Raw genomic sequence first — 14,890 nt, 5'->3', positions numbered from 1 at the left:
TCTAATCCAATAAATTAATTCATACTTGCGCAATAGGGCGCGTCATTAATTGCATAACGTTTTCTTCATTCGCTTCCTGTGCCGACAACTCCCCGGTCAATTGACCGGCGCGCAGAGTGAGAATACGGTCACTGACGGCAAGGACTTCAGGTAAATCCGAGGAAATCAGAATGATAGCGACACCCTTTGCCGCCATATCACGTAGCAACCGGTGGACATCCGCTTTTGCGGCAATATCGACGCCGCGCGTCGGCTCATCGACAATCAGCAACGCTGGGTGCTGAGCCATCCAACGTGCCAGTACTACCTTTTGCTGATTGCCCCCTGATAAGGTGGCAATATTGGCCCCTAAACTGACGGCGCGCAGGTTTAGCTGTTTTTTAAAATCAAGAAAGGAAATCCGTTCACGTTGACGATCAATGACGTGGCGGGTCGTGCGTAAAGGGGAGTAGATAATCGCGAAATTCTCTTCCACCGTGAGCGACATAAACAAGGCTTGCTGCTTACGGTCTTCCGGCACCAGACCAATACCGGCAGCAATTGCATCACGGGGGGAGGCCGGGTGGTAGGCTTTGCCCTTAATACGTAATGTCCCGCTTCCTATTGGGTCTGCGCCAAATAACAGCCGGGCAATCTCAGTTCTTCCGGCCCCTACCAGCCCGGCAAAACCGACAATTTCACCCGCCCTGGCCGTAAAGCTGACATTACGTACGGTGACACGTTCAGCTCCCGTCGCTGCACTCGACAGGTTTTCGACTTCCAGAATATTGCTACCTGTAATATGGCTCGCATTGCGGTCGAACTGTGCTAAATCGCGCCCTACCATCAAACGGACCAGACTCTCAATAGAGATATCTTTGACGTCTCCTTCTCCGACCAGTAGACCATCTCTTAACACGCTGTAGGTTTGGCATAAGGTTTTAATTTCTTCAAGGCGGTGACTGACGTAAATAACAGCCACTCCGCTTTTAGCAATGGTACGTACCACCTGTTGTAATTTATCCACTTCCGTTGGACTTAATGCAGCGGTTGGCTCATCCATAATAATTAATCGGGGTTTGGAGGTTAGCGCCCGTGCAATTTCAACTAACTGCTGTTCAGCAATGCTTAATTCAGCAATCTTGCGTAAGGGATTGATAGTCACGCCAAGTAATGCCAATACGTGGTGCGCATCTTTCACTATGGTGTTCCAACGGACAAAACCAAATCGATTCACCGGTAAATGTCCGGTGAAAATAGTTTCGGCCACCGTTAAATCAGGGAACAGGCTAAATTCCTGATGAATAGTTGTAATACCCGCCTTCCAGGCATCAAGTGGTTTATTAAATGAGGCCGTATGACCTTGCAAAATAATAGTGCCGCCATCAGGTTGGTGCACGCCACTTAATATATTAATTAGTGTTGATTTACCGGCCCCATTTTCGCCTAATAACGCTCTTATTTCCCCCACCTGCAAAGAAAAAGAGACGTTATCAAGCACCGTCTGACCAAAAAATAATTTGGTCAGATTCCTGACACTAATATATTCATCTATTTCCCGATTGATTTCCGGAGAATCGGGTGGCGATGAGAGTGATAACATAGCGGACGACATTATTTTACGAGCCCGATTCGTTCTGCATCATTAAGATTTTTGCTGGTAATTGCGACAGGGCTAACCAAGACATCTGCTGTTGCCGGGCGAGCACCTGTACGGATGTAATCGGTCAGAATTTTTACTGCCTCTCGGCCTTGTTTCCCTGGGTACTGATCGATTGTCGCGGTGAGTACACCGTCTCGTACCGCTTTCAATGCATCAGTTGAACCATCGTAACCAAAGATAGCAATCTTGCCTTTTAAGCCTCGCGCTTCAACCGCTTGGGCGGCCCCTAATGCGCTGTCATCATTAGCTGCAACAATAACTGTTGGGGTCTCAGCCAGGCCAGTTAACAGATTTTCTGTAACAGATAAGCCCTGGTCACGGTTAAAGCGTGCGGTTTGCTCGGCAACAAATTTGTAAAGTTCAGGCTGCTTATCCAACGTGTCATGCACACCCTTATTACGATCGTTTGCTGTTTTGTCGCCCGGAATGCCCTGTAAGTTAATAATAGTGGCTCCTTGAGGGAATAATTTTGCTACGGCTTCCCCTTGACGCTGTGCACCAATCAAATTATCTGCGGCTACATTGGCAATAACTTCGGGTACCCCATTTACCGGGCGGTCAATAGTGACCACGGAAATACCTTCTTTAATCGCATTACGTAATACGGGAGCCAGAGCGGTTGCATCGGCTGGGGCAATAATAATGCCATCAACCCCTTGAACAATTGCTGCTTCAATATCGGCAATTTGTTTAGGTGCGCTTAATTGGCCATCAGAGCGAATGATTTTTATATTACCTAATTTTTTAGCTTCATCTTCAAGTTGCTCTTGTAGAAAAACAAAATGAGGAAAACTGTATGTTAATGCTGAAACTAAAATCGTCACCGGAGCGTCTTTGCCTTTCGGCGCAGCATTAGCTGACAATGCAAAGGTGCTCAGTGTGATAGCTAATGTTGTTATTAAATAAGTTATTTTGCGCATAAGATAGTACTTCCCCGTTATATAAAATTATCTAATATATAGTTTTTGTAAAAACAACATGAAAAGAGTGGTTAATTACACTTATTGTGAATCTTATTGGTGAAATAATAGGATTTGACTATATCATGAGGATGATTATTTGAAATGGCAGTTCTACAGAATAATTTCGTCTTTAAATATGCGAAAAATAGAATATCAATTTCAGCAAATAATTAGCTAAAGAATATATTGATAATATGACTGTCGAAGAGCGACTACCTTGCACAGGCAGCTAAGATATTAAAATAAGTCAGACCAGCATGTTAAAATTATACCGGTCGGCAACGGAGAATATTGTTTAAAACCGGTATGGGCGGTGGGCAGCCCTGAGTCAGGGAGGGTAACACTGGCGACTTGAAATCCGGTCTGCTGCGGGGCAGATAATCAGCATGCGACTCAATATGCCGATATCTGGTGCAGAGGACATCGTTTAAGAACACGTGGGTTCAGTCAAATAAACCACTGTTTACTGGCTATTGTCGCAGCGCCGCTGGCACCGTTAAATGCTGACGATGAAGCTTGCACGAAGCGCACTACGTCATGGGAAAGCGGGCGGCGCAAATAAGTTCGTATTTGCCGGATCAATGCTTCTAGTGGGAAACCCGGCATATCCATCACCCCGCCGCCGAGCACTATCGCATGGGGATCAAACAGATTAATGCTGGTGGCAATGGCTTTCGCCGTTCGTTGCATAAACTGCACAATAAACGGCTGCCCGGTGGCATAGAGAAACAGTTCACTTAGCTCAAACTCGCGCGGCGTGCTGTCATACCATCGGCGTAATGCTAAGCCGGAGCAGGTGGTTTCCAAACAGCCGTAATTGCCGCATCCACACTGCTTTTCATCATCTCCCATGGGGATATGGCCCAATTCACCTGCTACGCCGTGTGCTCCAGTCCAGGGGGCGCCATTCATCCAGATAGCAAACCCCATGCCGGTACCAAGATAAGCACCGAGCACCAATTGCCGCTCAAGTTGATGTTCATGTACGTCATAGGAGAGTTGCATATTAACATCACGCTCGAATTGAACCGGGCAGTGTAGCGCCGCACTCAGCTTATCGGCCAGCCCCGCCAGGTCAGTCGAGGTTAACGGTAAATTTGGCGTGGAAATAATGCTCTTTTTGTCGTTCTCTACCAGTGCCGGGAACCCCATGACCAGCCCTTGGCAGCATGCATTATAACGTTCAAGATATTGATGCAGTCGGGCGCTTAATCCAGCAACTAACCCCGAGGCAATGACATCAGCGGTACGTAACTTCTCACAATGAAGCATCACACCATCGCGCTTGAGTAAACAAAAGCGGATATGGGTCGCCCCCATATCGACCCCGATCACCACGTCATATTTAGGCATGCTGTAACACCTCACTCTTGGCATGAATGATTTGTTGCGACATCAGCGCCCAGGCTTTATCGATATCAGAGGCATGATTGAACAGCCCAGAAGAACCAACAATTAGCACATCGGCCCCAGCCTCAATCAGACGTTGGTAAGTTGCCTGATTACAAGAACCATCAATTTCAATTTCATAATTAAGCTGGTTTTTTTCACGCCAGGCTTTCAGTTCAACAATTTTATCTAACATTTCAGGGATAAATGGCTGTCCGGCAAAGCCAGGGTCCACCGTCATGACGGTTATTTTATCTGCTTTATGAATGTAATATTTCATGCTATCGACCGGTGTTTCTGGATTGAGGATCAGGCCGACTTTCATCCCTAAACTGCGGATCTCCTCGATCAAGCGAAATGCTTGCCCGTTGAGGGTTTCTGGGTGCAGCGTGATAAAGTCTGCGCCCGCTTTTGCCAAAGGCGCAATGTAATCCTGCGGGCGCGTCACCATTAAGTGGCAGTCCAGTGGTTTGTTAGCGATACGTTTCACTTGGCTGACGAAAAAGGGGGACAGTGTCAGGTTAGGCACAAAATGGCCATCCATAATGTCGATGTGAAAATAGTCCGCATTTTGGTCAATAAATTCAATTTGCTCTTTAAATTTCAGCAAATCCATACACATCAGGGAGGGAGATATCTTCATTATCGAGTCCTTACTTACTGATAAGTCGGTCGAGGGCGACAGCGGCAATAATCAGGCCGCCCATCACCACCAGTTGGTAATAGGTTTGTACTTGGAGAATATTTAGACCGTTATTGATGGTGCCTATAATCAGGCCACCAATAACCACAGAAAAGATGCGCCCCTTGCCCCCAAAGAAGCTGGTACCACCAATAATGGCACTGGCGATGGCATAGGTTTCAAACCCCATCCCGGCCAGCGGTTCAGCCGCGCCAAGGCGGGCTGTCGAAACCACGCCAGCAAGACCGGCACAAATACCCGAGATGATAAACACGACTAGCATGTGAAATTTCACATCGATGCCGGAATAGAAAGCTGAGTTTTTATTGCCGCCCAAGGCGTAGATATTGCGACCAAGGCGTGTACGGGTGGTCAGAAACCAAAGTACTATGGCGATAAACAGGGCGAATAACACCGGTACCGGAATGCCTAACACACTGGCAGCAAAGAAATTTACAAACTCAAACGAGAAGCCATACACCGAGTTGGCATCAGAAATCACCAAGGTGATACCGCGAAAAATGGCATTAGTGCCAAGAGTGATGATGAAAGGGTGCAGGCCGGTCCAGTTGACCAGACAGCCATTGATGGCCCCCAGCGCGCCACCTACCAGCACACCACCAATCAGTGCTGCGAATATTGGATCGACCCCAGCCAGCATCAATTTTGCGGTAACCATGCCAGACAGCGCCAGAATCGCACCAACAGACAAGTCGATCCCCGCCACTAAAATGGCAAAGAACTCCCCCATCCCAATTAATACGGTGACCGAGCTTTGGACGAATATTTGCGTGATGTTATTGGTAGTAAGGAAATACTCCGACGAAATAGAGCCAAAGATAGCCACAATGATCGCCAGAATGAAAAAAGTGCCGTATTTATCCCAAAAAGCGGCGAAGTTAAACGGCTTTTTCCCAGCCGTATCCGATTTCACTCTTGTGGTAATGCCCATGCCATAATCTCCTCTTCGCTGATGTCATCGCGGTTGGTCAGGATTTGCGTCAATCGTCCTTCACAAAACACCGCAATACGGTCGCAAACGGTAATAATTTCGGGAAGCTCAGAGGAGACCATCAGAATGACTTTCCCCTCATCCGCAAGGGTGCGCATCACTTTATAGATCTCGGCTTTAGCACCCACATCAATGCCTCGGGTGGGTTCATCAAAAATAATCACGTCGGGATGACAGCATAACCATTTAGAAATCAATACTTTTTGCTGATTCCCGCCAGACAGTTCTGTGATGTTTTGCGACACCGAATGGCACTTTAGTGCCAGTAGGCTTCGTTGTTCTTCGGCAATTTCCTGCTCAAGCTGTGGCTTAACCAACCCCATTGCACCTTTGTAACCCCCTTCTTTTAAGCTATGGCTGATAGCCATGTTTTCAGCGATAGAGAAATTGCCGAAAAAACCGTTTTCACGCCGGCTTTCAGTGATATAGCCCATGCCTTTCTTCAGTGCATCCAGCGGGGAGCGGGGGGTGATATTTTTGCCATTCAGCCAGACTTCGCCATGGCTGGTTTTGTCGACACCAAACAGGCAATTCATTAATTCGGTGCGGCCAGAACCCACCAAACCGGCAAACCCGAAGATCTCGCCGCGGCTGACAGTAAACGAAATATCGCGGACTTTTTTCTTATCGCGACTGGTCAGGTTTTTCACCTCAAACACCGTGTCGCGTACCACGTTGCCGGCATTTTCTTTGAAGGCAATAAAGTGGTTTTGTAATTCGCGCCCGACCATCAAGCGCACAATATCGTCGTTAGTGACATCCTGAATCATGCCGCTACACACACTGCTACCATCTTTCATTACTGTATAGCGATCGCAAATACGGCGGATCTCATTCAGTTTATGAGAGATATAAACAATGGCTGTGCCCTCCTTGCGCAACTGATTCATAATTAAGAAGAGATAATCTACCTCTTTATTAGTTAGTGATGAGGTTGGCTCATCCATAATAATAACTTTAGCATCGAGCATTAATGTTTTAGCAATTTCCAACATCTGTTTATGACTGATAGATAAATTAGCCACTTTTTCATCAAGGCTGACTTTTAAACCTACGCGCAATAACATTATTGCTGCCTGGATACGCATTTTTCTCCAGTCTACAATGTTTATACCGCAGACTTTTTTCGTCAGGTGACGGCCAATATAAAGATTTTCTAATACTGTCAATTCATCAATAACACTAAGTTCCTGATAAATTATTCCGATACCTAATTGCGCTGCCTGTTTATGGTCCAGTTTGTCGTAATTAATATCATTAATAGTTATTGAGCCACTCGTTGGAGAATGAATACCTGACAATACTTTCATTAACGTTGATTTACCTGCGCCATTCTCACCTAATAACGCATGAATTTCATGTGTGAAAACAGTTAAATCAACGGACTTTAAGGCATGAACCGGCCCAAAGGATTTGCCGATCCCCGCCATAGAGATATAAGGCGTGACCATATAATCACCTTAGTTTTTTATTCCTACCGAAATCTACCCTTACCCGACCTAACCCGTAAGAGGAAAACCGAGTGAGTGGCTCTGCTCTTTAATCGGATATTAGCCGGGTGGGTACGGCTATAATGCTATTTGGTGACCAGTACAGAATCCACTAGCGTAAACTGCGGCTGTTTATCCAATGGGATCACTTTCCCCCGTTGAACCGCTTCCACCAGCAGCTTCAACCCGGTAGCACCGATATTCGCTGGGTTTTGTGCAACCGTGGCGGTCATTTGCCCGGCATCTACCATCTTACGTGCTTCGGGTATTCCGTCGGTGCCGACAACCAGAATCTTGCCAACTTTACCTGCATTGGCGACTGCCTGTGCTGCCCCCATCGCCATGGTGTCATTGGCACAATAGATAGCTTTCAGATTGGGGTTGCGCTGCAAAACATTGGTGGCGACATCTAGCGCTTTAATACGATCCCAATCAGCAGGCTGGCTGGCAACTAATTTGATTTGGCTGGCTTGCTTAAATGCTTCCGTTGCTCCCGCACGGCGTGCTTCACCAGAAGCGTTACCCGCTTTACCTTCGATAATAGCGACTTCACCACCGGTAGTGCCTAATTTATCAATAATAAAAGCCGCTCCTTTGGCACCTACCGCATTATTGTCGGTCGTGACAAAGGCCTCGACATTGCCTTTAGCTTTTTTCAGATTATCCATATCAATTTTCTCGTCGAGATTGACCAGATAAATTCCTTTTTGCCAGGCACGAGCCACAGGCATAACCAGGTTAACTGAAGACAGTGGCGCAAAGGCTATACCTTTGTAATTCTTATTACTCAGATCTTCGAATAATTGCAGTTGAGACTGAAAGTCACCTTCAGAGGGGGACGCAAATATATCTACACTGACACCTAATACTTTTGCCTCCTCTTCAATTCCTTTTTTCATATCCACCCAAAAAGGATTAGAGAGCGTTTTTAAAATAACCGCATACTCTGCGGCAGCGAACGCACTGGTGGATAACATCATACCTATGGCTGCACCACTAAAGAGTTTTAGAAGTTTATTCATGGCTCATTTCTCATTGTAGGGAGAGAGTTCCGGCATGTCTTAAAATAGAGACATGCCGGTTTTTTATTACTATTATTTATCTCGCCGGAAAAAGTCGACAATAGCGCCGGTTTTTTCCAGATTAATCGTGGCTCGTTCAATATCTTGTTGTGCTACAGAAACAAAAAATGCATCTAATAATGTGAGTTGTAATATACGCGCTGAGGCGTTTCGCCCTAATAAAGGGGTCTCTGGTGCTGGCGAACAAATAATAAAATCAGCCAGTTTGGCAATAGGGGAGTGATAGCTATGAGTAATACATATAATCTTCGCTCCATTCTTCTTTGCCAATTCTACAGCGGCTTTTAAATCACTGGTGCGCCCGGAATGGGACACTACCAGCACCACATCACCTTCTTTCAGTAATGCAGCGGACATCATCATAATGTGTGCGTCTTGGTAAGCCTGGCAACGCACGCCTATACGCAGTAGTTTATGCGCGATATCGGCACAAATCGAATTCGAGCCACCCACGCCGTATAAATCACGCTGTCTGGCACCATAGAAAAAGCGTGCAGCACGGTGGATTTCATCGACGTTAACGATCGATTGCCCTTCCATAATCGTGCGCAGGGTGATGTTAAATACCTTATTAACCACATCCTCTGGCGCTTCATCAAACGATAACTCAGCCGGTAACACCTGTTCAGACTGCGAGAAGTAATCAATCAACGTACTGCGCAGATTGCGAAAGCCACTAAAACCCAGCAGTTTTGAAACTTTAACAATCATTGCTTCCGACACCATGAGGGTCTCGGCAACATCCTTAATCGCCGGTGCGGCACTCAAGTTCCCAGGTGTAAGAAACCATTCAACAATACGGCTTTCATTTTCCGTCATCCCCTCCTGCTTCATTCGTAGGTAGGGGGCGATACCGATCCCGTTAGGAATACCTTGATCAAACTCTGACTGACTCATCTCGGTCCCATGTCCAAAAATTGAAGACGTCACTATATCACCACAATGTGTTGACGAAATATGCAATCAACTTCACAGAATTTGATAATTTATAAAGTAACTATGGTTTGTATAGTTTCTCATTGGCGGGGTTAAATATTATAAATCAATTTATTATAATTAAAATCAATTGGTTGTGTGTATTGCGTAGAGGTTATTTAACGGGATGTCCTTTATGGTTACTACACAAGTTATTTAAATTCGATGATTATTGTGCGTAAAATGGACACATTGCTGCGGCCATTGTCGGGGTTTTTAACTAAAAGTATCGTTTTAGCTCACATAAAAATGAAATTTGTGAAGTTTGGCTTACTGACGAATGAGAGGTTATTCAATGAAAAGTATTGCTCTGGGTTGCGATCATGTTGGATTTATTCTGAAAGCGGATATTGTTGCTCACTTACAAACGCGTGGCATCAAGGTGATTGACAAAGGTTGGTGGTCTACAGAACGTACGGATTATCCACGTTATGCCAATGAAGTTGCTGAGGCGGTGACGGCTGGGGAAGTTGATGGTGGCGTCTTGATTTGTGGTACGGGCGTAGGCATCTCGATTACGGCAAATAAACATCCCGGTATCCGCGCGGTAGTGTGCAGCGAACCTTATTCGGCACAGCTTTCCCGACAACATAATAATACTAATGTACTGGCTTTTGGCTCTAGGGTCGTAGGGTTGGAACTGGCTAAGATGATTGTGGATGCCTGGCTTGATGCAGAATTTGAAGGGGGGCGACATCAAACACGGGTAGACGCCATAACCGAGGTGGAAACACGATTTAACGCATTGTAATAAGACCGACCACTATTCCTGTCGATATGTAGAAAGGGTTCGTTATCCCCCCATCTTGCGAGGGGGGATAGACTTATTTGCTGATGCGCTCGACATAGCCTTGACCAATGACAAGGCGGCCTATGGGGCAGCCACTTTATAATCAGGGCCGTTTGTCTTCTCACTGGTGTTAAAGCATGGCTTATCAACTTAATCTTAATTGGCCCGAATTTTTAGAGAAATACTGGCAAAAACAACCTGTTATATTAAAAAATGCCTTCCCTAACTTCATTGATCCTATTACGCCAGACGAACTGGCGGGTTTGGCGATGGAAGCGGAGGTAGATAGCCGCCTAGTCAGCCATAGTAATGGTCAGTGGCAGGCCAGTAATGGGCCGTTTGAGCATTTTGATAATCTGGGTGAGACCGGATGGTCGTTGTTGGCTCAGGCAGTTAACCACTGGCATGCTCCGTCTGCCGAACTGGTGCGCCCATTTCGCGTGCTGCCGGACTGGCGTTTAGACGATCTGATGATCTCTTTTTCCGTACCGGGTGGGGGTGTTGGACCGCATATCGACCAATACGACGTCTTTATCATTCAGGGGATGGGCAGCCGCCGCTGGCGCGTGGGTGACAAATTACCATTGAAGCAGTTTTGCCCACATCCGGCGCTGCTCCACGTTGAGCCTTTCACACCAATCATTGATGAAGACCTCGAACCGGGTGACATTTTATATATCCCGCCGGGCTTTCCGCACGACGGTTTCACCCATGAGACGGCGCTCAATTACTCTGTCGGATTTCGCGGGCCGAATGGCAGGGATCTGATCAGTAGTTTTGCTGACTATGCGCTGGAGAAAGATCTCGGCGGTGAGCACTACAGTGATCCTGATTTAACCTGCCGGGAACATCCGGGGCGGGTTGAGGAACACGAGCTTGATCGCTTGCGCCAGATGATGGTTGATATGATTAATCAGCCGGAAGATTTTAAGCAGTGGTTCGGCCGCTTTGCTACCACGCCGCGCCATGAGTTGGATATCTCTGCCGCGCAACCACCCTACGAGCAGGATGAAATTGTGGGTGCTTTGATGGATGGTCAGATCTTGACGCGCCTGAGTGGCTTACGTGTTCTGCAAGTTGGCGACAGTTTCTTTATCAACAGTGAACGGCTGGAAACGACCGATGCTAAAGCTGCTGACGCACTGTGTCGTTACACCATGATTGGCAAGAAAGAGCTAGGTGAGGCACTAAATAACCCAGCTTTCATGGCTGAGTTAACCGAATTGATTAATCAGGGTTACTGGTTCTTCGACGAATAAAAATGCAATCAAGAGTGGCTTCCGAATGCGAATATCATGATGAGATTCGGAGGCCGCAGTGATTTTCCCACCTTGTATACAAACCAAACGATTAACCAAGCCGGGGCATTTTTATGGCTATAACCGATCTTTTATTGGCGATTTTTTATAAAGTTAATTTGATTTGAAGGGGAATAAGATAAGAAATAATTTAATGATAATAAAATAAATTACGGATGGCTGAGGGGATGTTTAATACTACAGGGACTAAATGTAAAGGCATTAATAAATAGCCCCACTTAATCTAAGTGGGACTTTATGCTATTATTTTGTCTTAGTTTTTGGCTGTCTGATCAGTGGTGGTAGTATTCTGGCCCTGGCTGATAGAGTAGGTCCCTTTATAGCTATCACTGTCGCCGATATTTGCCATTGAAACAGTTGGTGCCAGGATTGCTGCGATAAGTGCGATTGCTGCGATGGTAGTTTTCATAATAAATTCTCTTCTATTTGTGTATGTGAAAGCGGGTTGCTTTCGATAGGAATAATGTTACTCCGATCACAGAATTTGAATACTAAAGAGAATCGTTCATCTTGTTCAAAAAAAATGAATGAATAAGGGCGATGGACCCTTTGTTATAATGAGCATAATTTATCACTGCACAGAAACAAGAGGCGCGCGGTTGCGCAACTCGCTAACTATTGATGAGTTTCATCTGCTTTACCGTTGCTCAACAGGGTACTTACGCAGGCATATCAATGAATGAGGAAAGTGGTCTTCTAAAATCTTCAGGATGTGGGGATAACGCCACTGTTCGTAAATGGCGATTACAGATAAACCATATCTCATCGCGGTCATTAGACAATATATAGTAAGCATCTGAGGTTTCTGATGGATTGAATAGACCTAATGCTCGATAGGCAGATGTTTCATTAAAGCCGCTCTGAAGTGGTAGTGGCCTTGGCCCATTGTCCATTTCACTGACTCTTAGATACAGCCCTTGTTCCAGCCACACCATCAGATAACCTCAAATTAAGTAAATTTGCATTAATTATAGTGCACAAATATTTATGATTTATAAGACTCGTCTGTTAATCAAAAAAAGAGGGGCAAGTGAAGTGAGTCCCCCCATTGATTCCCTATCATCCTAGGGGCAGGACAACTCAGCATAGGTCGCTAAATTTTACGGCGACAAGATATTGATAGCCTCATTAGGCCATTCCAATTATACGTGGCAGAATATAAAAAAATAAATACAACTATTTCACCTGAGATGACAAATAGATAAATATGGATCGTTCACGCTTACTAAAGTTCCTGCTGCCTTATCTGTGGCCTAAAAATAACCCTAAGCTTCGCTATTATTTGGTCGCTGCGGTGATATTTATGGTGGTTTCCAAGGTCAGTACCACTCTGGTCCCACTGGCCTATAAGGCAATGGTTGATACATTAAGCAGTGAGAACGCCAAGATGCTGGCTATTCCAATTGGTTTCATTATTGCATACGGCATCGCCAGAATTAGCGCCTCCTTATTTGAGGAACTGCGGAACGTGATGTTTGTACATGTTAGCCAGAATGCGACTCGGTTACTCGGCTTACGTGTATTTAAACAATTGCATGAACTAAGTTTGCGCTTTCATCTGGACCGACAAACCGGTGGTTTATCACTGTCAATTGAGCGAGGAACTCAAGCCGTTGCTACTGTACTTTCGCGCTTGCTGTTCTCTATCTTCCCAATTTTGTTTGAAATAACACTGGTTTCGTTGATCATGTGGCATCTATTAGATGGCTGGTTTGCTATCGCGATTTTGGTGACGGTTGGGTGCTATATCTTGTTTACGGTTATGGCCGTCAGTTGGCGAACCCGCTTCAGGCGTGAGCTAAATAAAGCCAATGCCGATGCTAACACTAAGTCTATCGACAGCTTGCTCAATTATGAAACAGTGAAATATTTTGGTAATGAAGCGTTTGAAGCGCAGCGTTTCAACACCTCACGGCAACTCTATGAACATGCGGCAATCAAAAATCAATTCAGTTTTACTGCATTGAGCCTTGGGCAGACTGCAATAATCTCAATTGGATTGGTCGTCATGATGGCGATGGCGGCGCAAGGTATCACGCAGGGCAACATGACTATCGGTGATTTCGTATTAGTTAATGCCTATCTGCTTCAGTTATATCAACCACTTAATTTCTTTGGGTTTATCTATTCTGAGATCAGACAAGCACTGATTGATATGGAAAATATGCTCGATCTGCTGATGGTTAAGAAAGAAGTGACTGATAGACCAGATGCATTACCTTTGAAACTGACACAAGGTGAAGTCCGTTTTGAGTCGGTCAGCTTTGGTTATGACCCTCGCAGACCTATTCTGGATAACGTGAGTTTCAGCATCCCTGCAGGTAAAACAGTCGCTGTAGTGGGGGCCTCCGGTGCGGGGAAATCAACGCTTTCACGTTTATTGTTCCGTTTTTATGATGTGACGGGCGGCGCGATTTATATTGATAATCAGGATATTCGGGCGGTTACCCAGTCAAGTTTGCGCGAAGCGATTGGCATTGTACCGCAGGATACCGTGCTGTTTAATGACACATTGCGTTATAACATCGCTTATGGCAGAACGTCTGCAACTTTTGCAGAGATAGAACGCGCGGCAAAACTGGCACATATCCATAAATTTATTACTAGCCTGCCAGATGGGTATGATACGCGGGTAGGGGAACGGGGGTTGAAGCTTTCCGGTGGCGAAAAACAGCGGGTAGCCATTGCGCGCACTATTCTCAAAAACCCCGCAATATTGGTATTCGATGAAGCGACCAGTGCGTTAGATACGCAAACTGAGCGCGAAATTCAGGCTCATCTGCGAGAAGTTAGTCGCGACCATACTACGTTGGTGATTGCCCATCGCCTATCAACAATCATTGATGCGGATGAAATTATTGTATTGGATGCCGGCGCAATTGTAGAGCGAGGCCGCCACGACGCACTATTACTGACCAATGGGCGTTACGCCGCTATGTGGCAAAATCAATATCATGAGGAGGAGCAACTCGTAGTGTAACTCGCCGCCCGTAAGGGTTATTCAAAAGAGTGCATTAAGATGAAGGTGCCCTCGCTTCTTTGGTATCGGTTGATTTGTGGAACCAATTCTCTGAAATGCGCAGTGGCACAATGTATGTCTAAAGCGGCTTGATCTGGCCATTCCTCAACAAAAATAAAATGGCCAGGGTCTTTATGGTTGATACATAAGTCATAGGATATACAAAGTGGTTCACGCTTTGTACTGGCCACTAATTGTTTATACAGCGGCATAACATCGATAATGTGTTCCGGTTTTATAAAATCTTGGGCAATAACTTTTAGCATTTTTTACTTATGTAACCTCGATTCAATGGAGATAAATAACGCGCGGTGCCAGAAAATGTTATGTAGAGATCGCTCTCTGGCAATTGTCTCATTGTTGGATGATGGCTACGCCCCGGTAAAGTAGGTATAAGCGAATACCGCCAGTGCAATGGCTATCATAATCATGGTTGTCTTTCTCATTCCTGCTCCGATTCTGTGGTCTGTTTTTGTTTTGAGGTTAATCCAACAAGATAACGGAAAATAGCTTAAAAGACACTGATGT

13 protein-coding genes are annotated in these 14,890 nt (G+C 45.6%); 3 read left to right on the top strand and 10 right to left on the bottom strand.

What is annotated here, in order from left to right; translation table 11 throughout:
- Positions 1–19: 19 nt before the first annotated feature.
- The 8 genes from A6J66_010285 to A6J66_010250 form a co-directional block, all read right to left on the bottom strand.
- Complete coding sequence (locus tag A6J66_010285) at positions 20–1,480, bottom strand: sugar ABC transporter ATP-binding protein (GenBank protein ID PNM26971.1); 1,461 nt, start codon at positions 1,478–1,480, stop codon at positions 20–22.
- 113 nt (positions 1,481–1,593) lie between these two features.
- The gene (locus tag A6J66_010280) at positions 1,594–2,562 is read right to left on the bottom strand and encodes a sugar ABC transporter substrate-binding protein (protein ID PNM24539.1); all 969 of its coding nucleotides are present in this window, start codon (positions 2,560–2,562) and stop codon (positions 1,594–1,596) included.
- A gap of 489 nt (positions 2,563–3,051) precedes the next feature.
- Entirely contained in the window at positions 3,052–3,942 is an 891-nt protein-coding gene (locus A6J66_010275; protein ID PNM26970.1) for an allose kinase, read from the bottom strand.
- A 7-nt stretch (positions 3,943–3,949) separates the two neighbouring features.
- Entirely contained in the window at positions 3,950–4,636 is a 687-nt protein-coding gene (gene rpe / locus A6J66_010270; GenBank protein ID PNM24538.1) for a ribulose-phosphate 3-epimerase, read from the bottom strand.
- A 10-nt stretch (positions 4,637–4,646) separates the two neighbouring features.
- Entirely contained in the window at positions 4,647–5,627 is a 981-nt protein-coding gene (locus A6J66_010265; GenBank protein PNM24537.1) for an allose ABC transporter, read from the bottom strand.
- The gene (locus tag A6J66_010260; GenBank protein PNM24536.1) at positions 5,606–7,138 is read right to left on the bottom strand and encodes an allose ABC transporter ATP-binding protein; all 1,533 of its coding nucleotides are present in this window, start codon (positions 7,136–7,138) and stop codon (positions 5,606–5,608) included. The genes A6J66_010265 and A6J66_010260 overlap by 22 nt, the downstream gene beginning before the upstream one ends.
- A gap of 125 nt (positions 7,139–7,263) precedes the next feature.
- On the bottom strand, positions 7,264–8,199 hold the full coding sequence (locus A6J66_010255) for an allose ABC transporter (GenBank protein PNM24535.1): 936 nt from the start codon (positions 8,197–8,199) through the stop codon (positions 7,264–7,266).
- Between the two features lie 72 nt (positions 8,200–8,271).
- Positions 8,272–9,156 (bottom strand): SIS domain-containing protein, encoded by an 885-nt coding sequence (locus A6J66_010250; protein PNM24534.1) that lies wholly within the window; start codon positions 9,154–9,156, stop codon positions 8,272–8,274.
- A gap of 373 nt (positions 9,157–9,529) precedes the next feature.
- Between A6J66_010250 and rpiB the strand changes: the two genes are divergently transcribed.
- Both rpiB and A6J66_010240 read left to right on the top strand, forming a co-directional pair.
- Positions 9,530–9,985 carry a ribose 5-phosphate isomerase B gene (gene rpiB, locus A6J66_010245; GenBank protein ID PNM24533.1) on the top strand — a complete coding sequence of 152 codons (456 nt, stop codon included), beginning with the start codon at positions 9,530–9,532 and terminating at the stop codon, positions 9,983–9,985.
- Between the two features lie 176 nt (positions 9,986–10,161).
- The gene (locus tag A6J66_010240; protein ID PNM24532.1) at positions 10,162–11,283 is read left to right on the top strand and encodes a cupin domain-containing protein; all 1,122 of its coding nucleotides are present in this window, start codon (positions 10,162–10,164) and stop codon (positions 11,281–11,283) included.
- Between the two features lie 719 nt (positions 11,284–12,002).
- On the opposite strand, the gene A6J66_010235 is transcribed toward A6J66_010240, so the two are convergent.
- Positions 12,003–12,278 (bottom strand): hypothetical protein, encoded by a 276-nt coding sequence (locus A6J66_010235; protein PNM24531.1) that lies wholly within the window; start codon positions 12,276–12,278, stop codon positions 12,003–12,005.
- 272 nt (positions 12,279–12,550) lie between these two features.
- Here A6J66_010235 and A6J66_010230 point away from each other — a divergent pair, with 272 nt between their 5' ends.
- Complete coding sequence (locus tag A6J66_010230; protein ID PNM24530.1) at positions 12,551–14,323, top strand: ABC transporter ATP-binding protein/permease; 1,773 nt, start codon at positions 12,551–12,553, stop codon at positions 14,321–14,323.
- A gap of 17 nt (positions 14,324–14,340) precedes the next feature.
- On the opposite strand, the gene A6J66_010225 is transcribed toward A6J66_010230, so the two are convergent.
- Positions 14,341–14,628 (bottom strand): antibiotic biosynthesis monooxygenase, encoded by a 288-nt coding sequence (locus A6J66_010225; GenBank protein PNM24529.1) that lies wholly within the window; start codon positions 14,626–14,628, stop codon positions 14,341–14,343.
- Positions 14,629–14,890 lie beyond the last annotated feature (262 nt).

Origin of the sequence: Yersinia enterocolitica (assembly GCA_002082245.2) — a bacterium.
In the GTDB taxonomy this organism is placed as follows: domain Bacteria; phylum Pseudomonadota; class Gammaproteobacteria; order Enterobacterales; family Enterobacteriaceae; genus Yersinia; species Yersinia enterocolitica_E.
Note: the sequence above shows the minus strand (reverse complement) of the source record. Positions and strands in the feature narration are given on the sequence as shown.